This window comes from Mesorhizobium sp. ESP-6-2 (assembly GCF_020164675.1).
Taxonomy (GTDB): Bacteria; Pseudomonadota; Alphaproteobacteria; order Rhizobiales; family Rhizobiaceae; genus Mesorhizobium.
Map to the genome: position 1 here is coordinate 199,507 of NZ_JAIUGT010000010.1, position 19,186 is coordinate 218,692.

At 62.0% G+C, this 19,186-nt stretch carries 19 protein-coding genes; 15 read left to right on the forward strand and 4 right to left on the reverse strand.

The annotated features are described in order from the left end of the window. Positions 1-319: 319 nt before the first annotated feature. The 14 genes from LB532_RS24245 to LB532_RS24310 all read left to right on the forward strand — a co-directional run bounded on the left by LB532_RS24245 (position 320) and on the right by LB532_RS24310 (position 15,808). Positions 320-1,123 (forward strand): ABC transporter ATP-binding protein, encoded by an 804-nt coding sequence (locus LB532_RS24245; protein ID WP_140640872.1) that lies wholly within the window; start codon positions 320-322, stop codon positions 1,121-1,123. Next, entirely contained in the window at positions 1,116-1,907 is a 792-nt protein-coding gene (locus LB532_RS24250; RefSeq protein WP_140640873.1) for an ABC transporter permease, read from the forward strand. The genes LB532_RS24245 and LB532_RS24250 overlap by 8 nt, the downstream gene beginning before the upstream one ends. Beyond that, the gene (locus LB532_RS24255) at positions 1,882-2,886 is read left to right on the forward strand and encodes an acetamidase/formamidase family protein (protein ID WP_224557297.1); all 1,005 of its coding nucleotides are present in this window, start codon (positions 1,882-1,884) and stop codon (positions 2,884-2,886) included. Before LB532_RS24250 ends, LB532_RS24255 begins: the two co-directional genes overlap by 26 nt. Before the next feature lie 22 nt (positions 2,887-2,908). Next, on the forward strand, positions 2,909-3,991 hold the full coding sequence (locus LB532_RS24260; RefSeq protein ID WP_140640875.1) for an ABC transporter substrate-binding protein: 1,083 nt from the start codon (positions 2,909-2,911) through the stop codon (positions 3,989-3,991). Positions 3,992-4,030: 39 nt separating this feature from the next. After that, entirely contained in the window at positions 4,031-6,391 is a 2,361-nt protein-coding gene (locus LB532_RS24265) for a xanthine dehydrogenase family protein molybdopterin-binding subunit (protein WP_140640877.1), read from the forward strand. After that, entirely contained in the window at positions 6,388-7,227 is an 840-nt protein-coding gene (locus LB532_RS24270) for an FAD binding domain-containing protein (protein ID WP_140640879.1), read from the forward strand. Before LB532_RS24265 ends, LB532_RS24270 begins: the two co-directional genes overlap by 4 nt. Continuing rightward, positions 7,224-8,426 carry a xanthine dehydrogenase family Fe-S subunit gene (locus tag LB532_RS24275; RefSeq protein WP_140640881.1) on the forward strand — a complete coding sequence of 401 codons (1,203 nt, stop codon included), beginning with the start codon at positions 7,224-7,226 and terminating at the stop codon, positions 8,424-8,426. The genes LB532_RS24270 and LB532_RS24275 overlap by 4 nt, the downstream gene beginning before the upstream one ends. After that, the gene (locus LB532_RS24280) at positions 8,423-9,355 is read left to right on the forward strand and encodes an ABC transporter substrate-binding protein (protein ID WP_140640883.1); all 933 of its coding nucleotides are present in this window, start codon (positions 8,423-8,425) and stop codon (positions 9,353-9,355) included. Before LB532_RS24275 ends, LB532_RS24280 begins: the two co-directional genes overlap by 4 nt. Positions 9,356-9,562: 207 nt before the next feature. Then, entirely contained in the window at positions 9,563-10,804 is a 1,242-nt protein-coding gene (locus LB532_RS24285; RefSeq protein WP_140640885.1) for an MFS transporter, read from the forward strand. A 59-nt stretch (positions 10,805-10,863) separates the two neighbouring features. Then, positions 10,864-11,817, forward strand: a complete 954-nt coding sequence (locus LB532_RS24290; protein ID WP_140640887.1) for an XdhC family protein — start codon at positions 10,864-10,866, stop codon at positions 11,815-11,817. 170 nt (positions 11,818-11,987) lie between these two features. Beyond that, positions 11,988-12,416, forward strand: a complete 429-nt coding sequence (locus LB532_RS24295; RefSeq protein ID WP_140640889.1) for a MarR family winged helix-turn-helix transcriptional regulator — start codon at positions 11,988-11,990, stop codon at positions 12,414-12,416. Between the two features lie 85 nt (positions 12,417-12,501). Next, positions 12,502-13,515 carry a nitrilase-related carbon-nitrogen hydrolase gene (locus tag LB532_RS24300; RefSeq protein WP_140640891.1) on the forward strand — a complete coding sequence of 338 codons (1,014 nt, stop codon included), beginning with the start codon at positions 12,502-12,504 and terminating at the stop codon, positions 13,513-13,515. 395 nt (positions 13,516-13,910) lie between these two features. Continuing rightward, positions 13,911-15,182, forward strand: coding sequence for an acetamidase/formamidase family protein (locus LB532_RS24305; RefSeq protein WP_140640893.1), 1,272 nt, complete (start codon positions 13,911-13,913; stop codon positions 15,180-15,182). A 5-nt stretch (positions 15,183-15,187) separates the two neighbouring features. Beyond that, a complete protein-coding gene (locus tag LB532_RS24310; RefSeq protein ID WP_140640896.1) occupies positions 15,188-15,808 on the forward strand; it encodes a hypothetical protein in 621 nt (206 codons plus the stop codon). Positions 15,809-16,044: 236 nt separating this feature from the next. Here the strand turns inward: LB532_RS24310 and LB532_RS24315 are convergent, their stop codons facing one another. Then, on the reverse strand, positions 16,045-16,521 hold the full coding sequence (locus LB532_RS24315) for a hypothetical protein (protein WP_224557301.1): 477 nt from the start codon (positions 16,519-16,521) through the stop codon (positions 16,045-16,047). Positions 16,522-16,754: 233 nt separating this feature from the next. Between LB532_RS24315 and LB532_RS24320 the strand changes: the two genes are divergently transcribed. Beyond that, positions 16,755-17,702: an AraC family transcriptional regulator gene (locus LB532_RS24320; protein ID WP_140640900.1), complete on the forward strand. Its 948-nt coding sequence runs from the start codon at positions 16,755-16,757 to the stop codon at positions 17,700-17,702. Between the two features lie 106 nt (positions 17,703-17,808). On the opposite strand, the gene LB532_RS24325 is transcribed toward LB532_RS24320, so the two are convergent. From LB532_RS24325 to LB532_RS30350, 3 genes are read right to left on the reverse strand one after another with little or no spacing between them, the layout of a single operon-like run. Beyond that, a complete protein-coding gene (locus tag LB532_RS24325; protein ID WP_181169407.1) occupies positions 17,809-18,231 on the reverse strand; it encodes a hypothetical protein in 423 nt (140 codons plus the stop codon). Continuing rightward, entirely contained in the window at positions 18,228-18,494 is a 267-nt protein-coding gene (locus LB532_RS30345; protein WP_224557333.1) for a glycosyltransferase family 25 protein, read from the reverse strand. The genes LB532_RS24325 and LB532_RS30345 overlap by 4 nt, the downstream gene beginning before the upstream one ends. Beyond that, positions 18,382-18,870 (reverse strand): glycosyltransferase family 25 protein, encoded by a 489-nt coding sequence (locus LB532_RS30350; RefSeq protein ID WP_140641037.1) that lies wholly within the window; start codon positions 18,868-18,870, stop codon positions 18,382-18,384. Before LB532_RS30350 ends, LB532_RS30345 begins: the two co-directional genes overlap by 113 nt. Positions 18,871-19,186: the final 316 nt, after the last annotated feature.

Below are 19,186 nucleotides of genomic sequence, written 5' to 3' on the forward strand. Positions count from 1 at the left end.
TTTTGAGTGGAAGTATTTTCGGCTTAAATTGTGAAAAAAGGATTCAAGGAGGAAGAAGATAGATTTGAATATCTGATCTATAAGACATGAATGTTAGTCGTCACGCATAAAGTGGACGTCGCGCTCCTTGCCCCCGATTGCTGTCTCTAATCTGCGTGGCCTGCCCGATCTGGCTGGCGCACGGACGGCTGTGAAAAAGCCCCTTGTCACATAATAATTCCTAAGGTACCTAAGATAGTACGATAGGAAGATAGAACGAAGGGCAAGGCTGCCGGTCGACGGCAGTCCGGGGCTTTCGTTGCAGGTGGGGGGCGAGCTTATGGGCCAAGTCAGGCCTTTTAGTGCTGCAAAACCGGGAGGCGCCGTCGTGGATCCGAATGGATTGCAGATAGACAATGTGCGCAAAGTCTTCGGACAACTGGAGGCGATCCGCAACGTATCCATCAACATCGAGCAGGGTGAGTTCGTGAGCCTGCTCGGGCCGAGCGGTTGCGGAAAGAGCACTCTGCTGATGATGGTCGCCGGCCTCACGCACCCCACATCGGGCACGCTGAAGCTCGCGGGCAAGCCGATAACGGGTCCCGACGCCAATGTCGGCGTGGTGTTCCAGAGCCCGGTGCTTTTGCCCTGGCGCACCATCTTGGACAACGTCCTGTTCCCCATTGAGTTGCGCAGGCTCCCGCGCTCCCAATACCTGCCGCGCGCTCGTGAACTGTTGAAGATGAGCAAGCTGGAGGATTTTGCCGATGCGCTGCCAAGGCAGTTGTCCGGTGGAATGCGCCAGCGCGCCTCCATCTGCCGGGCCCTGATCCACGATCCGAGCACTTTGCTGATGGACGAGCCCTTCAGCGCGCTCGATGCCATCACGCGTGACGACATGGCCTTCGAGCTCCTGCGCATCTGGCAGTCCAACCGCAAAACCGTAGTCTTTGTCACCCACAGCATCCGCGAGGCGGCCATTCTCTCCGACCGCGTGCTGGTCATGGGCAAGCGCCCGGCAACCATCATCGACGAAGTCGAGATCGACCTGCCGCGGCCGCGCGAACGGAGCATGCCGGAGGAGGAACGCTTCAACGCTATCGTTCGCCGCCTGCGCACATCGATCGAGGCCAGTCATGCTTAAGAAGCTTCGCGCATCCATCCGGTCTTCCATCGCCCCGATTGCGGTAACGCTGGTGCTCTTCCTGATCTGGGAGGCCTCGGTGCGGCTTCTCGGCATCAGGAGCATCGTGCTCCCGGCACCAAGCGAAATTGTTGCAGTCATCATAGAGCGCCACGATCTTCTCATGACGCATCTTTGGCCCTCGCTCTATTTGACCATTCTGGGTTTTCTGCTGTCGGTGGTCGGCGGCATATTCGTTGCCATCCTCATTACCTATTCCGAGGTCCTGCGGCGCGGTCTCTATCCGGTGATCGTGGTATCCCAGGTCATCCCGAAGATATCCATCGCCCCGCTCTTCATCGTCTGGTTCGGTACCGGTGCGATGTCGAGCCTCCTCCTGGCCTTTCTGATCGCCTTTTTTCCCATGACGATCAACGCGGCGCTCGGCCTCCAGGCCATTGACGAGGATATCAGCCGGATGGCGCGCACTTTCATGGCCAGCCGCTGGCAGATCTTCTGGAAGATCCGTCTGCCGAATGCGCTCCCCTACATTTTCGGCGGCATGAAGATTTCCATCACCCTGGCGATCATCGGCGTGATCGTCTCGGAGTTTGTCGCCTCGCAAGAGGGCATTGGCTACCTGATCAAGCTTTCCGGCGGCCTGCTCGACACGCCACTGATGATGGCTGCCATCACCGTGCTCAGCGTGAGTGGCCTCATCATGTACTGGGTCATTGCCGAGGTCGAGCGTCGCACCGTCTTCTGGCAGGTCGCTGCCGATGAATCCGCGCGTCAGGGAGGCTGACATGAACAAGCATATGATACGCCTCGAAGCGACTGCGGCCACCGTTCATATTGGGTTCCATCACGGCACCCTATCACCCGTGCTTGAGGTGGACTCGGGCGCCGAGGTCTCGGTGCAGACGCTGTCGGCCGACTCATCCCATCCGGTCCCACGCGAATGGCTGCCTGAGGGCATCGATGACATCTGGTCGAAGGCCGAGCGCGGCACCGGCCCACATATCCTGACCGGGCCGATTGCGGTGCGTGGCGCCATGCCCGGAGAGGTGCTTCAGGTCGACATCCTCGAGATACGCCTGACGCAACCCTATGGCTACAACATCGTCAGCCCCCTCAAGGGCATGTTTGCCGGTGAAGAGCCACTGCAGCGCACGCATATCATTCCGATCGACCTCGAAACGGGCCTCGCCCTCGTGGCGCCTGGCGTGTGCGTCGCCACGCGCCCATTTTTCGGTCAGGTCGGTGTGGCGCCGCCCCAGGAGTGGGGCCGCCTCGACAGCCGCCCGCCGACGCGCTTCGGCGGCAACATCGACAATAAGGAACTCCTGCCCGGGACGCGCCTGTTCCTGCCTGTGGCCAATGAGGGCGCGCTGTTCAGCGTTGGCGACGGCCACGCCGCCCAGGGTGATGGCGAGGTCAATCAGACGGCGATCGAAACCAGTCTGGATGGGCGGTTCCGGCTGACGGTTCGGCGCGACATAAAACTGACCTGGCCCTTCGCCGTGACGCCCACGCATCTGATGACGATGGCGTTCCACGAGGACCTCGACGACGCGGCGCGCCTGGCCATGCGCGACATGGTGGGCCTGCTGGAGCGCTATTATGCGCTGTCTTTCCACGACGCCTACCGGCTCTGCAGCGTGGCCGCAGACATGCGTATCACCCAGTTCGTCAATGGCAATCGCGGCATCCACGTCATGATGCCGCGAGAGCCGCTCACAACAATCGAAAAGAACCAGGCTGCGCAATCGCTAACTGGCTGATCAAAGGAGAGGAGACGTGACCATGGACAGACGCGCATTTCTTAAATCCACCGGGGCGCTGGGTATCGGCGCAGGACTTAATCTCGCAATGCCGGCGATCAGCCGTGCGGCGCTGACGCCGGTGAAGTTCACCCTGGCATGGCTGCCGCTCGGCACGTTCAGCTATGCCTTTGTCGCCAAGGCCAAGGGCTTATTCGAGCAACACGGCCTTGATGTCACCATCGATCGCGGCTTTGGCTCCGGCAAGGTATGCGTGCCGGTCGACCAGGGCCAATATGAGTTCGGCGTGATCGACGCCAGCGTCGCGATGAACTGCGTATCGCGCGGTCTCGACCTGGTGTCGGTGGCGGGCATCTGGCCGAAATCACCGGTCGGGATCTTCTCGCTCAAGGAGAAGGGCATCAACAAGCCGCAGGATCTGGAAGGCAAGACCGTCGGCTTCGATGTTGGCAGCGGCGACTTCCAGCTCTGGCCGGCCTTCGTCAAGGCGACCGGCATTGACGACGCCAAGGTCAATAAGGTGACCATGGATGCCGCCTCGCTGATCAAGGCTTTGATCGAGAAGGACATCGACGCCGAGGGGAATTTCTTTGGCTCGATCGCGCCAAGCCTGTGGTCGCAGAACCTGGAGATCAACGCGGTGCTCTACGAGGACTATGGCGTCAGGAGCTTCAGCAACGTCATCGCCTGCAAGCAGTCGACCGTCGCCGACAAGCCGGAGCTGTGCAAAGCGTTCCTGAACGGGCTGCTTGAGGGGCTGAAATACGTCTATCTCAACCCGGAGGAGTCGGTTCAGCTGCATCTGCAGAGTGTGAAGGAATTCCAGGGCGGCAGCGTCGCCAATCAGAAGGTCATCGAATACGGCCAGGCCGTCAGCACCGCGCTCGGGATGGTGCCGGAAGTCAAGAAGAACGGCCTCGGTTTCATGGATCCGGGGCTCATGCAGGTCACGGCCGACACGGTCAAGAACTATATGGGCGCGAAGGACCTGCCCGACATCGCCAAGCTCTACACCAACCAATTCATCGGCGAGGTCAATCTCACCGAGCAGGAGTGGGCCACGGTCGAGGCACGGTCGGCGAAGTATCTGCCCAAGCAGGGTTGATCATCACCCATCCGCGTGAGGTGTCGGCTGGAGGAAGAGATGGTCAAAGAATCTGGTGTCAGCGCATCGGTTCCCCGCAAGGAAGATGCTCGCTTCCTCGTCGGAAAAGGGCAATATGTCGCCGACTTCTTCATTGCCGGGGCGCAGGAAGTCGCCTTCGTGCGCAGCCCGCTGGCACATGCGCGCATCCGAGGAATCCACGTCCCTGACCATCTCAGGGACGTGGTGTTCACCGCCAAGGACTTGGAGGGTGTAAAGCCGATCTTCGCCGCGACTGCACTGCCCAAATTCAAGCATTCCCACGAGCCGATCCTGGCTTCGGACAAGGTGCGCTATGTCGGCGAGATCATCGCCATGTGCGTGGCGAAAACCCGGGCGGCGGCCGAAGACATCGTCGCCCAGGTCAGCGTCGACTTCGAAGAGCTGCCGGCCATCACCGACATGGTCGGGGCGCGTGAGGAGGGTTCCGCGCTCGTCCACGAGCATTGGGGCGACAACGTCTTCATCGAAATCAATGTCGATGGCGACATCGAAAAAATTGCTGCCAGCGCGCCGGTCAAAGTCACTTACGACATCCGTACTTCGCGCCAATGCATGTTCCCCATGGAGGGGCGGGGCGTCCTCGCCTATGTCGACGAGCGTCTCGGTTACCTCACGGTGGTCACGGCGACCCAAATGCCGCACATCGTCCAGACGGGGCTCGCGGAGTGTCTGGGAATATCCGAAAGCGAGATCCGGATCATATCGCCCGACGTCGGCGGCGGGTTTGGCTATAAGGGTCTGCTTTTGCGCGAGGAGGTGGCCCTGGCCTGGTTGGCCAGGAGCAAGGGGATAGCGGGGCGTTGGCTCGAAGATTGCCGCGAGCACCTGTCTGCCAACGCAGACTGCCGGGAGCACATGTACCACATCACCGGCTATGCCGATCGGGAGGGCCGGCTGCTGGCTCTCGATTGCACGGCAAGCGTCGATGCGGGTGCCTATTCTGTGTACCCGACGTCATCGGCGCTCGAGGCTTCGCAGATCGCCAACCTCCTGCCCGGCCCCTATGACTTCAAGGTCTATCGCTGCCGCTCAGCCGCCGTGGCGTCCAACAAGCCACCGATCTTGCCTTACCGCGGTGTGGCGCGCCCCGGCGTCTGCCTGGCGATCGAGGCAGTCATGGATGCCATCGCCTGGGAGACCGGTCTTGAGCCCTATGAGGTGCGCATGCGCAACCTCGTGCGCGCCGATCAGATGCCCTATCTCAACGTCGTCAACAAGCTGTTCGACAGCGGCGATTATCCAGAATGCATGCGCCAGGCGGTCGAGGCGATCGAAGTCGCCAAGATCCGTCAGCGCCAGCGCCAGGGCGAGCCGGATGGGCGCCTGATCGGGGTCGGCGTATCCTTCTTCTGCGAGCAGGGCGCCTTAGGCACGGGCGTGCTCTCCGGCTGGGGCCGGCCAGTGGTGCCAGGCTACGAGCAGGCCTCGGCCAGGCTGACGGCCAACGGACATCTGGAAATCAGGGTCGGAACGCATTCGCACGGGCAAGGCCACGAAACCACATACGCGCAGATCGCGCATGAGGTGCTGGGCGTGAAATTGGAGAAGATCAAGATCCTGCAGGGCGACACGCTCTACAGCCCGTTCTCCACCGGCACCTACGCGTCCCGCTCGATCGTCATGGGCGGCGGCGCCGTCGCGCAAGCTTCCCGCGAGCTCGGCGACAGGATAAAGCGCATCGGTGCCTGGCTGCTCCAGGCCGATATTGCCGATGTCGAGATCGCCGACGGGTTGGTGGTCAGGGACAATGCAAGCGTCTCCATGCGTGAGATCGCGAACGCCTGGTACCTGCAACCTCAGCAGCTCCCGCCAGACGCCAATCCGGGAGGCCTGGAGGTGACTGCCGGATATCGGGCCGGAAAAGACAGCGGCACCTTCAGCTACGCGGCGCACGCGGTCGTGGTGGCGGTCGATCCCGATACGGGCTTGATCCAGCTTCTCGACTACGTGGTCGTCGAAGATGGCGGCGTGCTGATCAACCCCATGATCGTCGACGGACAGATCGTTGGCGGAACCGCGCAGGGTATCGGACAGTGCCTTTACGAGGTCATGCCCTATGACGTGCAGGGCCAGCCGCTCGCCTCGACACTCCTCGATTACATTTTGCCTGGCGCTCCTGAGGTCCCAAACGTCAGGCTCTTTCACATGGAGACACCCTCGCCGCACACCGAATTTGGCGTCAAGGGGATAGGCGAGGGGGGCGCCGTCGGTCCACCCGCGGCGATTGTCTCCGCCGTCAACGACGCTTTGCGGCCGCTCGGTGTCGAAGTTCACGATCTGCCGCTCAGACCCGACATGGTCCTCGACGCCATCCTGGGCGCCCGGCAACGGTTGAAAGCGAAGGTCGCCTTACAGTGAAGCCTGCCAATTTCGATTATGTTCGCCCACGCACAGTCGCCGAGGCAACAAAGGCTCTCCTTTCCGCCAATGGCAGCGCAAAAGTCATAGCAGGTGGACAGTCTCTCGGCCCGATGCTCAATCTGCGGCTCGTCCAGCCAAGCCTGCTGGTCGACATCGCCGGCCTGCCGGAACTGACGCAGGTGAAGCAAGATCGCGCCGGCCTGACCGTCGGCGCAGCCATAACAGCGGCCGATATCGAAGATGGCCGCGTCCCGTCCGCGTCCGTTCCCGTGTTGCCCCGCATTGCCGGCGGGATCGCCTACAGGGCGGTCCGCAACAGGGGCACGATCGGGGGCAGCCTGTGCCATGCCGATCCGGCGGCCGACTGGGTATGCACGCTGGCCGCGCTCGGCGCTATCGGCCACGCCGTCGGGCCGGACGGGAAGGGGCGCGACATCCCCTTAAAGCAATTCATGTTGGCGGCCTTCGAGAATTCGCTCGCCGACGCAGAAATCCTCGTCTCAGTCACCATCCCGGCGCTCTCGCCCTCGGCCCGTTTCGGCTACTCCAAGATCTCGCGAAAGACCGGTAAATTCGCCATGGCGAACGGTATCGTCGTCCAGGATCCCAACCACCGTACCTTGCGGGCGGTGATGGGGGCGACCGATGGCAAGCCAATCCTGATCGAGGACGCCCGCCCGGTCTTCGGGGAGCGCCTCGACGCGTCCGATATCCGGGTTGATGAAACGCTCCTGAAGCGCCTCCTGACGGATAGCGGCGTCACCGCGGATCGCGCCCAACATCTCCACATCACGGCGCTGAGGCGCGCCGCGCAGGAGGCTTTCGCCGCATGACCAGGGTCGAACTGAAGCTGAATGGCCGCCAGGTCAGCGCCGAGGTCGAGGCGCGCACGCATCTTGGCGATTTCGTGCATGACGACCAGCGGCTGACTGCGACGCATCTTCGGTGCGAGCAAGGCGTTTGCGGCGCATGCACGATCTTGGTCGACGGGATGCCGGTACGCTCCTGCATTACCTATGCCGCTCAATGCGCCGGCGCCGAGGTGACGACGCTGGAGGGCCTTGAACGCGACCCCATCATGGTTGCCTTGCGGGCCGCCTTCATGGCCGAACATGGCCTCCAGTGCGGGTTCTGCACGCCAGGCATGCTCGTCACGGCGCGCGACATCGTTTCACGCCTGCCCGACGCCGACGAAGAGCGCATCCGTCGTGAGCTGTCGGGCAACCTATGCCGTTGCACCGGCTATGCCGGCATCGTGCGGGCCGTAAAGCGGGTCCAGGACGAGCGTCGGCGTGGTCTAGCCGCTGCTGCGGCCATCAGCCGCCTCGGTCCGGCCGGGGCGCATCACCAGACCGAGAGCGTTTCGATAACCGCAGTCCAGAAGCCGGCGCCGGCCCCGCAGTTGCCTGATGCCGATGAGGGCCAGCTCGAAGGGGAGGTGGGCCTCGGTGCCCGCAAGGCCAATCTTGAAACCAAACTGGCCTTCAAGGTCGCCCGGCCGGTCGAGGAGGTCTGGGCCACGATGGAAGACATTGAACGCGTGGCACGCTGCATGCCGGGCGCCTCACTTGCCGGGCCGCCTGTCGATGGCCACATCAAGGGCTCCGTGTCGGTCAAGATTGGCCCGATCGCCACGAACTTCAGCGGCGCGGGCGTCGTTGTCCGCGATGAGGCCGAGCGCCAGGGCATGCTGTATGGCTCGGCCCGGGACAGGTTGAGTGGGTCCAGCGCACGCGCAGAGGTGGCCTATGCCGTCCATCGCGATGGTGAGGCCTCGACGCGCGTCGATCTCACGGTGCGCGCCTTGCTAGCCGGCCCCCTGGCGCAATTCGGCCGCAGCGGGATTGTCCAGGACCTGATCGCCCGTATCGCGGGCGAATTTGCGAAAAGGCTGGAGCACAATCTGGCGACCGGAGAGCACGCTCCCGACAGCGACACCTCGTTCAATCCTGTCAGCCTGTTCTTCTCGGTCGTCCAGGCGCGCATTGCGAACTTCTTCGGCCGCTTCTTCAGCGGAGGCAAAAAGTCATGAGCTCCAAACTGCGGATCGCGGTCCCCGACCTCATCTCACCGTCCTACTTTCCTGCCGAGGCCGCGGTTGAGCTTGGCTGTTTCCGCGACGAGGGGATCGACGCCGAGCTCGAGCTCATTTCACCGGTCGAACGCGCCTATGCCGATCTTCGTGACGCAAAGGTCGACTTCGTCGCCGGTTCCGCCCATTCGGCCCTGTCGGCTTTTCCGCGCTGGAAGGGCGTGCGCCTCCTGTGCGCGCAGTCGCAAGGCATGTACTGGTTCCTGGTGATGCGTTCTGACCTCGGCGCCCGGCGCAACGATTTGAGCGTGGTCAGGGGTCGCCGGATCGGCGCGGCGCCCTGGGTCGGCATGGGGCTTAGGCACCTGCTGGTCGAAAGCGGCATAGATCCTGTGCGCGACGAGGTCACGATCATGCCGACACCGGGATCGCTCGATGCGAAAGTCAATTTTGGCGTGGCGGCGTCCCGGGCCCTGGAAGCTGGCCTGATTGACGGGTTCTGGGCCAATGGCATGGGGGCTGAGATTGCGGTCGGATCTGGTGTCGGCACGCTGGTGCTCGACGTGCGCCGTGGTGACGGACCGCAAGGGGCGTTCAACTTCACCATGGCGACGCTGGCCGCCACCGATGCGTTCATCCAGTCGCGACCCGAGGCCGCGGCCGGAGCCGTGCGGGCGATAGCGGCCGCGAACCGCAAGCTGGTCGAGGACCCGACGCGGGCGCATACGGTCGGGATGAAGATATTTCCGCAGGAAGCCGACCATATCGTCGAGCTCATCCGGCGAGATGTCCCGTTCTACCAGACAGCGCTCTCAACGGACTTTGTGTCGGGCATGAACACGTTTGCCCGCAACGTCGACATCCTCGACGTGGATGTCCCCTACGAGCACGTTGTTGCGGAGCAATTTGCTCGGTGGTGGACGCACTGATGGGGCCCGGGCGGCCTTGGCCGGCCAAAGATCCGTGCGGCCTCATGGCCCAGATCGTTTGGCAGATCATGGACCTTTTTGGATCGGCCTTGTGCCCGGACGGTAAGGGTCTGGCCGCGACCACCGGCGCAGCGGCAGGCTGCGTTGACCGACGCGCATAGGCTGGCAGGGACCTTTGGCGGGCCGGCCATCTTGGAGATGTCTGGAATGACGAAATCGCAAGGGGTGAACGGCGCCTTCCTGATGCTGGCCATCCTCCTCATCTCCTTCAATCTGCGCCCTGCCATTGCCGCGATCGGGCCGCTGACGGCCCAAATCCTCAGCGACACCGAGATGGGGTCGACAGGAATTGGGCTTTTGACCACGCTACCGGTGTTCCTGATGGGCCTTGCGGCAATGAGTGTGCGCCGGGTTCGCCGGGCGCTGGGCGAGAAGATGGGCATTGGACTCGGCGCCCTGGTGATAGCTGGCGCATGTGCCGCAAGGATGTGGTTTCCGACCGGACCGGGGCTCTTGGTGACGGCGGCCGGCGCGGGCGTTGGCATCGCGATCGTCCAGGCGCTTGTCCCGGGGTTCATCAAGCGCAATTTTGCCGCAAACACCGGCCGCGCCATCGGTCTCTACTCGACCGCGATCGTGGCGGGGGCGGCTGTCGGATCGGCGAGCGCCGCCATGTTGGCGGATCGCCTTGGCTGGCCCTCTGCGCTCGCCTTCTGGGCGATCCCCGCATTTCTGGCCATGGCGCTATGGATGGTGGCCAGCCGCAACGCGGCCTCTGACCAGCGATCGCCCTCCGGGCAGGCGCACGCCGCCAGCCAGGTCACATTCTGGCGCAACCCGCGTGGCTGGTCGTTGTTGATCTTCTTTGCCGTTGGCACCGGGGCGTTCGTGATCGTTGTGGCCTGGCTGCCGCCTTTTTATGTCGAGCTCGGCCAATCGCCGAAGCTTGCCGGCTATCTGCTCGGCGCGCTCACCATTATCGAGGCCTTCACGGCGCTCGGTGTCGCCGTCTTCATCCATCATTTTCCTGATCGACGTGGGCCCCTGATCACGTCGCTTGTCTTGGTGCTGGCGGGCCTCGCCTGTCTGCTGCTCTCTCCGATCCTGCTCGCCATCCCCGCGGTGATCTTGCTCGGCGTTGGCATCGGCATCCTGTTTCCGCTGTCGATTATTGTCTCGATCGACCACGTCAACGATCCGACGCTGGCCGGCGATCTCACGGCCTTCACGCAAGGCGGCGGCTACATGGCGGGAAGCGTCTTTCCGCTTGTCGCCGGGGCGCTGAGAGACGCCTTCGGGAGCCTCTCGCCAGGCTGGCTGCTGATGGCGGCGGGCATCGTCGCGGGTATCCTGCTTGTGCTGCGCTATTCGCCGCAAAGCTATCTGGAATTCAGGAGAGGTTTGACGCCGGCGGCCCTGCCGAATGCCGTGCCGACCAGAGTACATTGAGTGCAAGCCAGTCTGCGGGCTCGCTCGCACCGGGGGGTTGAACCAGGAAAAGGACCCAGATGATGGGACAGCAAGTCGATGGCTTGGAACGGTTTGACGACTATGTGATCGACTTCGTGCGCGAGCGCATGATGGCTGGCGAGCGGGTCGTCATCGTCACCCTGGTCCACATCGAAGGCTCGTCACCGCGGCCCGTGGGGGCGCAGATGGCGGTTTCGGAGGATGGGGACTGGGTCGGTTACCTTTCTGGAGGTTGCATTGAGCGGGCGGTCGTGGCGGAGGCGCTCGCCGCAATTGCGCAGGGGCAAAACCGGCGCGTGCGCTACGGTCGCGGCTCCCGATATCTGGACATCCAGCTGCCCTGCGGTAGCGCGATCGAACTGGTCTTTGACGTTAAGGTCGCTCTGTGCGACATCTTGGCGATCGACAGCAGCTTGAAGGCCCGCAGGCCGGCCCGCCTGCCCGTCCCGAGCGAAGAGGGCCAGCCGGGGATGCTGCGGGAATATCGCCCCAGGCGCCGCCTCCTCGTCTTCGGCGTTGGGCCGGCCACGGTCCACCTGACGCGGCTGGCGCAGATGTCTGGATTTGAAACCGTTCTATACTCCCCCGATCGGGAGACGATCCGCATCTGCGAAATCGGGGGATCGGTTGCCCACGCTATCGACAGCACGTCAGCCATCCCCGTATTCGAAGCCGACGCCAATTCGGCCATTGTGTTCATGTTCCACGACCACGCCTGGGAAAGACGATTGATCCCCAAGGCACTGGAGTCGGCAGCCTTCTATGTCGGAGCCATGGGCAGCCGGCGAACCCATGCGCAAAGGCTTGAGACTTTGAGCGGGCAAGGGGTCGATCCTGTCCAGCTCGGCCGCATCCGGGGTCCGGCCGGGCTCTTCTCCGGCGCCAAGAGTGCCCCCGATATCGCCATGTCGATCCTTGCTGAAATCATGCAGCTTGAGCGTGGCATGAACAGTTCGAGCCTTTATAGACATCGGGCCGGCCTTAGCCGTTGAGGCTGAGACCGGCATTGGCCGGCAACGCGCCTGGCGCGTGGGGCTCGCTTTTTCGCCCCTTTGATCCCTGCTATTGAAGAGGAGCGTCGTATGCTCGCGGCATCACATTGCCCTGGCCGCTGTTGACATTATGTTGCATATACAACATATGAGCAGGAAAGGAGCATCTGATGGCGAGCAACGTGGCTTCGGAGGTCACCCAGAACTGCCTGCTGACGCGCACACGTCGGATATCGCGCGTTCTGACAGGCATCTACGACCAGGAGCTGCGCCCCTTCGGCGTCAACTCTCCGCAGTTCTCCCTGCTCGTCCTGATCGCCCGTCTGGGCGTCACCACGCGGGCCGAGATCGGCCGGGCCAACCATCAGGATCGCTCGACCTTGACCCGCAACCTTCAGCTCCTGCTCTCGCAAGGCTGGATCGAGGAGATTGCGCAAACGGCGGGACGCGGCAGGCCAATCGAGCTGACCAAGGCTGGAAGGGATTTGCTGGGTGAGGCGGTTCCGGGCTGGCGGAAGGCCCAGGCAAGAGCGACGAAATTGCTCGGCAAGGATGCCGTTGCCGTGGTTGCCGGAATCGCCGATCGGTTGCCGCCATGATCACGGGCATCCGAAAGATTTGCCGCCAATGTTGCATATACAACAATGACGGCGCTAACCAAAAAGTGAGAAAAGGAATCGCTCGATGAGCACAGTCAAGGCCGCAGCTGTCCAGATCAGCCCCGTGCTCTACAGCCGGGAAGGAACCGTTGCGAAAGTCATTCAAAAGATCCAGGAGCTCGGGCGGCAGGGCGTCCAGTTCGCGACCTTTCCGGAGACGGTCATCCCATACTATCCCTATTTCTCTTTCATCCAGGCGCCTTTCGACATCAGGATCGGTAGCGAGCATCTGCGGCTGCTGCAGGAATCGGTAACCGTACCCTCGGCAGAGACGCGCGCCATTGGCGAGGCGTGCAGGCAGGCGCAGATGGTCGTGTCGATCGGCGTCAATGAGCGCGATGGCGGCACCATCTACAACACGCAATTGCTGTTTGATGCGGACGGCACGCTGATCCAGCGCCGGCGCAAGATCTCCCCCACCTACCATGAACGCATGGTTTGGGGGCAGGGCGACGGATCGGGTCTTCGCGCCGTTGACAGCGCCGTCGGCCGCATTGGCCAGTTGGCGTGCTGGGAGCACTATAACCCGCTGGCGCGCTATGCCTTGATGGCCGATGGCGAGCAGATCCATTCGGCCATGTATCCCGGTTCCTTTGCGGGTGACGTGTTTGCCGAGCAGATCCAGGTCAACATCCGCCAGCACGCGCTCGAAGCGGCCTGTTTCGTGGTCAACGCGACGGCGTGGCTGGACGCCGACCAGCAGGCCCAGATCCTGAAGGACACCTCTTATTCCAGCGCTCGCCCGATTTCGGGCGGCTGCTTCACGGCAATCGTTTCGCCAGACGGCATGCTGATCGGAGAGCCGCTGCGCTCCGGTGAGGGAGAGGTGATTGCGGATCTTGATCTCTCAATGATCGATCGCCGCAAACAGATGATGGATTCGCGCGGCCACTACAGTCGTCCCGAACTGCTCAGCCTTTTGATCGACCGCACGCCCGTTCAGCACCTGCACGAGCGGGACGCCCATCCGAAGGCAGCTGTCCAAAAGCCTGGCACAGAGAGCCAGCCCAAGGATTCTGCCGACATTGGAGTGGTCTAGGCCAAGGTGGTGCCGGTGCGCCCAGAAACTGCCTCGGGGCCGCATTGAGCGGCGCCGAGGGGATCACGATCTTTCGTTCTCTCCTTTGCCTCCAGCGGTCTCCGTCGCGGGCGCGCGGGCTGGCCTCAGGTACCGATGCGTTCCGCGGACCTGCCATGCTCGGTGCATGATTTTGCTGAGCATCCACAGACCATCATGGTCTAGTCAATTCGTTACAATATGCATCTATTGATAGACCAAGAAGGTCTTAAGTTGCCCCTGTGCGCATCTCGAAATCAGAGATGCGCTCCTGATGAAAGCATTGGGCGCGATCGCCTGCTTCATCGGTCGCTGCAACCCCTTAGGAGGCTGCATTTTGACAGGCGCCGGCTGCCGGTGCCTCAGAAGGAGACGTTATGAGACATCAACTGAAATCAAAATTAATTTGGGCCCTGCCGGTCGCAGCGCTGTTTGTGATCTTCTGCGCGGGCGCCGCGCTTGCCGATACGAGCTCGGTCAAGGGCCCCGCGCCAGTGGTGATCGCGAAGTCCGGCGAACATTGCAAAGACGACCCCAATTGCTTCAACCGGATCCACTATGCGGTAAAGCCGGTGGCTCACGTGCAGCCGGACCAGCTCTTCATCCTGGAGACCCGCGACGGGCTCGATTCCGATTTGAACTTTCAGTCGACGCCCGAGGACGTGGCGGCCGTCGATCTGAACCGCTGCCACCCTCTGACGGGACCGGTTTATGTCGATGGCGCAAAGCGCGGTGACTCGATCGATGTGACCGTCGTCGACATCGCTCCTGATGATTTCGGCACCACAACCATCGTTCCCGGCTTCGGCTTCCTGCGCGACGTGTTTCGCGATCCCTACATCGTCCACTGGAACCTCAATCGACTTGAGGCCCGTTCCAAGGACATGCCGGGAATCTCGGTTCCCATGAATGCCTTCATGGGCACGGTCGGCGTGCTCCCCGACAAGCCGGAGCTCGACAAGTGGCTTAAGCGTGAGAAGGAACTGGCCGACGCTGGTGGTGCTGTGCTGACGCCGCAGCCGGTGGAGGCGCTGCCCGCTGATCTTTGCGGGGTCGACGGCACCAACAAGGACGAATGTGTGCGCACCGTTCCGCCGCGCGAGAACGGTGGCAATCTCGACACCAAGGAAACGGTTGTCGGCACGACCATCCATTTTCCTTGCTATATCGATGGGTGCGGCCTCTTCGCCGGCGACGTGCATTTCGCCATGGGCGGCGGCGAAGTCGCTGGGACCGCCATTGAGATGGGGGCTCGCGTAACGTTGCGGGCAAAGGTGACGCGCGGCGGCGCGGCAGCGCTTCCGACAGTGCAGTTCGAAGGAGGTGCGGAGCTCAAGAAGCTTGCCCCGTCCAGCTTCTATGCGGTCTCCGGTCTGCCGATCAAGCAGAAGGGCGACGTGCCTGTCTTCGAGACCTATCTAGGCGGCAAGAAGATTGCCCCGCTCGCCAACATGTCCGAGGACCTAACGCTTGCCGCGCGCAACGCCACCCTCAACATGATCGACTACCTGGTCAAGACCAAGGGGCTGACCCGCGAGCAGGCCTATGTGCTCACCAGCGTGGCAGCCGACCTCAATGTCGCCCAGGTTGTCGATTTCCCCAATGTCGGCGTCACCGCGATCCTCAATCGCGACGTGTTCAAGGACTGACGGCGATGGAGCGGCGCGTATTGTTGACCCTGGGCGCGGGTCTGGCCGTATCGGCATTGACCGGGTTCAGGCCCTTGCCACCTGCGGCCGGAATAGCCAAGACCGGCGAGCCCTTCCGGCTTGCCGATCTGGAGCCGGACGGCATGGCCAAGACGTATCGGCGCTACCGTCTCTTGATCATCGGCCAGCGGGACGATGCAAGAGCTGGTGGCGTGGCAAAGGCAGCCGTCGACGTGTTGGCCAGATTTCTGCCAGACTCGCGCTCGACCCTGATACGCGCCGCCGACACCCGCCGTGTCGGCATCCTGATCGGCACCCGCCAGCAGGATATCGGCATCATGACCAGGCAGGGCGCGGAAGCGCTCTTCCGGGCCATGCCGCCCTTCGCCGATGTCAGGGATGTGCCCTTGAGAACCATTGTCTCGTTTGGGGACTACCTCTTGGTGTGCCGGACGGATTTTGCGGCGCGCCACGCCTATCTCTTGGCCAAGACGTTGAACGCCCATGGCGAGCTGCTGCCCCAGCCCGCCAGCGCGCCGGATGGGATCGTTCCTGGACATGAAGGTGCCGCAGCCTTCTTCGACGGAAGGGATCGGCCCGACGACCAGGAGGAGAAGAAGGGCTAGTAAGCTATCGGGGTGGTTTCGAAATCTGGCAGACCGGCGCGGACGTCCTGGAGGCGGCCGCGCCGGAACTTTTCGGTGATCAGCTGCTAATACCCGGCACACTCAGCAGGTTTTAAGTGACGCCGGAGGCCCAATCGACGACTGTTCTGCAATCAATCAACGGATGATGGTATTGGCTGCTGTGGGGCCGGAAGCGGAATAGCAGCTTCCGACGCGCAAGAAGCGATTGCGGACATTCAATGCCCGCCTTCCCCGAGTTCTGACGGACGAACATCGGCAAGGTCTTGACCCCCGACGCCGCCGTCGCCGCCTTCATCCCGCTGTGCGCCGGTCCAATCCCGATCGCGCCCCGACTGGCTCCTCAGGCGCGTTAAACACTGACGTCGTGAGCAGGACAGCGGCAGCAAGGACCCAGTAGTACCAGGCGTCGAACCCGGAGAATTTGAAGGCAAACGGAGCGATGACAAACACCACGCCGAGGCGCGATCGACCCAAAGGTGCAGCCGGTAGGGAATGATGCGGACGAGCCCGGTGGGATGATCGGTCAGGGCGGCCAAGAGTAGCGCCGCGGCACCGGCAACAACCGAGAGCCACATTGCGCCTGGTCCGCTCTGGCCGAGCTTCAGCACGAACGGCGCTGCGATCAAGACGATCGCGACGGGATAATCGATCAGGTAGGCGTGGATAGACTTGGTGATGAAGCGGAACGACATCGGTGACTCCTACGTCCTTGGTTGCTCGATACGGGCGCACGCCACTATTGGCGGCCGCGGCCTCGCTCCGGTTATGAGTAAGGTCGGGACGATCTGGCAAGATCAACGCAATGAATGTGAACCAGAGGCATAGCCTGTCGGACGATCTGCATCATCAAAGCCTGTTTCGCTTGACAGACGAGCGACGAACATGTCGTTTTGAACGAAGACGAGCAGGGAGGCTCCTGGCGCCCATGGACGTTCTAAGCGACATTTTCGAAACGCTGTCGCTCCGGGGCAGCTTTTACTTCCGCACGGAATTCTCAGCCCCCTGGGCCGTCGCGGTACCCGCCTTCGCACGCGCGGCACGCTTTCACCTCGTGATCGAGGGACGGTGCCATATCCGGTTGGCCTCAGGCGCGGACATCGTCCTCAACACCGGCGACCTGTTGATGATCCCGTACGGACAGGCACACGTCCTGGCAGACGCCCCGGGCCGCGACGCACCGCCCCTTGAGACGGTCCTGGAGCAGGCCGGATACAACGGGGAGGGTGTACTGGTTTGTGGCGGGGGCGACCCCTCCGCCACCACCCGAATGGTCTGCGGGCATTTCAACTTCATCGAGAAGGCTGACCATCCGCTGATTCAGGCGTTCCCGGAATACCTTCAGATTACGCCGGTCACGCGCGCCAAGAATCCGTGGCTCGATGAAATGCTGCGCTTGATCGTTCGCCGCGTGTTTTCGGAGGGGCCTGGCGCGATCGCCACGATCCTCAGGCTGTCAGAGATCATCTTTATCGAGACGATCCGCGCGAGTGGTGAGCAGTCGCCATCGTTGAGGCAGATTCTGTCCGCATTCCAGGATCCGCAGATCGGCAAGGCGATTCAAACGATCCATCGGCGCAGCGAGCAGAATTGGACTGTCGCCTCGCTTGCCCTGGAGGTCGGAATGTCGCGAACGCAGTTCGCCGAACGTTTCAAGGAGATGATCGGCGACGGTCCGTTGAGCTATCTGACGAATTGGCGCCTGCAGCGGGCACAGGCTCTGCTAACCCAGTCCCGGCTCAGCGTTCGAGAGGTAGCACGGCGCAGCGGCTACGCGTCCGCTGCCGCTTTCACCCGCGCCTTCCGGCAAAAGTTCGGCGAGCCGCCAACGGCGCTGCGCGAGGCTCGGGTCGCGACAAGGGCGGGATCAGAATAGTTGGCCCTCATCGATCGGGCGAGACAGGTCTTCACTGTTAATCGGCATAGGGTCCGGGCGCCGATCGGCGCGAAGTAAGTCACTGGATTCATGTGAATCTGAAGGATCACAGTGCCTGCTTCGCCAGAAACGCCGCAGCCAGGTATTCGGCCGTGGTCCGGTGGGCATAGTCGACTGTTTCGGGTTCAGGGCCTGCGACGAAAACCCTTCGACTTAAGGCCGCCTGAACCTTTGTTGGATCAAGGAAGGTCAGGGAACGATAGCTCGGAATTTCCGGAATACCTTCTTGCTCGGTCAGGCTGATCGCTTCAACATCGGCAATAAGCCGTGCTGCGCAGATCGCGCCGGCAACATGCCGCAGTTCCGCTGGCACATAAATGCCGCTGCCCTTGCGCGCGTGGTCGGGGTCAAACTCTTTCAGCATGAGCCCGGTCGATTGCTCGAAAACTTCCTTGCGTGTCGCAGGCCATGAACCCGTTTGCACCGCGCCACAGCATGATGAGGTTTTGCGGGTTTTCGAGAAAGTCACCGAGCCAGCGGCTCTTGGCTTCGGTAAGGAACGCGACCGCCTCGTGCGGCCTCAGGCCTTGGTCCTTCTGGATACAGATGGTACGACTGAACGCAGAGCGCAGGCAGTATTTGATACGTCTTCAGGCCTCGGGCTACGCCAAAGGCAGGGTTAAACATCACATGGTCTACCGGATCGGAAAATCGCTCGGTGAGTTTTAACAGCCGCTTTGCAGCAGATTTCGAGATGATGTATCCAGCCGTCCCGAAGTGCAGGCTGCGCAGGAGGGTAAGGCGGAAATTGCCGGGTAGCATAGGAAACCACACGGTCCAGCCACACCCTCCCCAGGACCGTCTCTATTTTGACGATGTCGGCGTCGGCCGGTATCCAATTAGTGTCGTCCCCTATGAATTGAAGTAAATGTGAGGAGATGATTACATCATCCTCAAAAACGCAGCCAAATGGCTCTTGCCCCAAGGCTATCTCCGACCAGCAATTGCGATGGCTCAGAAAGCAGCCAACTTCCCCCAAGGTCAGCGTGGCCGCGTTAGGGATGGGCTGATATATCGCCATCACGTCATCGTAGTGAAGCAAACTTCCATCCACAGCTGGAATTCTTTGAAACCGAACGAATCGACGTGAAGCGTTGACATATCCGATCCCACCTAGCCGGGCTCCGGTCTAGGTTAATTACATATGATTCACGAAAAGCCCCCCGGCTCTTGTAGATATGAGCGCGACTGCTATGTCATTGCTTATGGAACAACAAGGGTATTTACGTTAGTCCAGAGCATTGCTGGTGTGCTGCTGGGTGACAGGCTCGGAGCGGCGTGCCTGGCAAAACCACTGCTCATTTAGGATTGGACTTAGGTCCTGCGCCGATCCGACTAAAGCCCGGCCCTGGAACGTTTTCCTTTGAACGATGTTGTGTCGCGCAATCTCTCAGGGAGGAAATTTACGAGAATGCATTTTACAG

Coding starts and splice junctions, on each gene's coding strand:
- LB532_RS24245 (WP_140640872.1), top strand. CDS start 320: ATGGGCCAAGTCAGGCCTTTTAGTGCTGCAAAACCGGGAGGCGCCGTC.
- LB532_RS24250 (WP_140640873.1), top strand. CDS start 1,116: ATGCTTAAGAAGCTTCGCGCATCCATCCGGTCTTCCATCGCCCCGATT.
- LB532_RS24255 (WP_224557297.1), top strand. CDS start 1,882: ATGAATCCGCGCGTCAGGGAGGCTGACATGAACAAGCATATGATACGC.
- LB532_RS24260 (WP_140640875.1), top strand. CDS start 2,909: ATGGACAGACGCGCATTTCTTAAATCCACCGGGGCGCTGGGTATCGGC.
- LB532_RS24265 (WP_140640877.1), top strand. CDS start 4,031: ATGGTCAAAGAATCTGGTGTCAGCGCATCGGTTCCCCGCAAGGAAGAT.
- LB532_RS24275 (WP_140640881.1), top strand. CDS start 7,224: ATGACCAGGGTCGAACTGAAGCTGAATGGCCGCCAGGTCAGCGCCGAG.
- LB532_RS24280 (WP_140640883.1), top strand. CDS start 8,423: ATGAGCTCCAAACTGCGGATCGCGGTCCCCGACCTCATCTCACCGTCC.
- LB532_RS24285 (WP_140640885.1), top strand. CDS start 9,563: ATGACGAAATCGCAAGGGGTGAACGGCGCCTTCCTGATGCTGGCCATC.
- LB532_RS24290 (WP_140640887.1), top strand. CDS start 10,864: ATGATGGGACAGCAAGTCGATGGCTTGGAACGGTTTGACGACTATGTG.
- LB532_RS24295 (WP_140640889.1), top strand. CDS start 11,988: ATGGCGAGCAACGTGGCTTCGGAGGTCACCCAGAACTGCCTGCTGACG.
- LB532_RS24300 (WP_140640891.1), top strand. CDS start 12,502: ATGAGCACAGTCAAGGCCGCAGCTGTCCAGATCAGCCCCGTGCTCTAC.
- LB532_RS24305 (WP_140640893.1), top strand. CDS start 13,911: ATGAGACATCAACTGAAATCAAAATTAATTTGGGCCCTGCCGGTCGCA.
- LB532_RS24310 (WP_140640896.1), top strand. CDS start 15,188: ATGGAGCGGCGCGTATTGTTGACCCTGGGCGCGGGTCTGGCCGTATCG.
- LB532_RS24315 (WP_224557301.1), bottom strand. CDS start 16,521: ATGTCGTTCCGCTTCATCACCAAGTCTATCCACGCCTACCTGATCGAT.
- LB532_RS24320 (WP_140640900.1), top strand. CDS start 16,755: ATGGACGTTCTAAGCGACATTTTCGAAACGCTGTCGCTCCGGGGCAGC.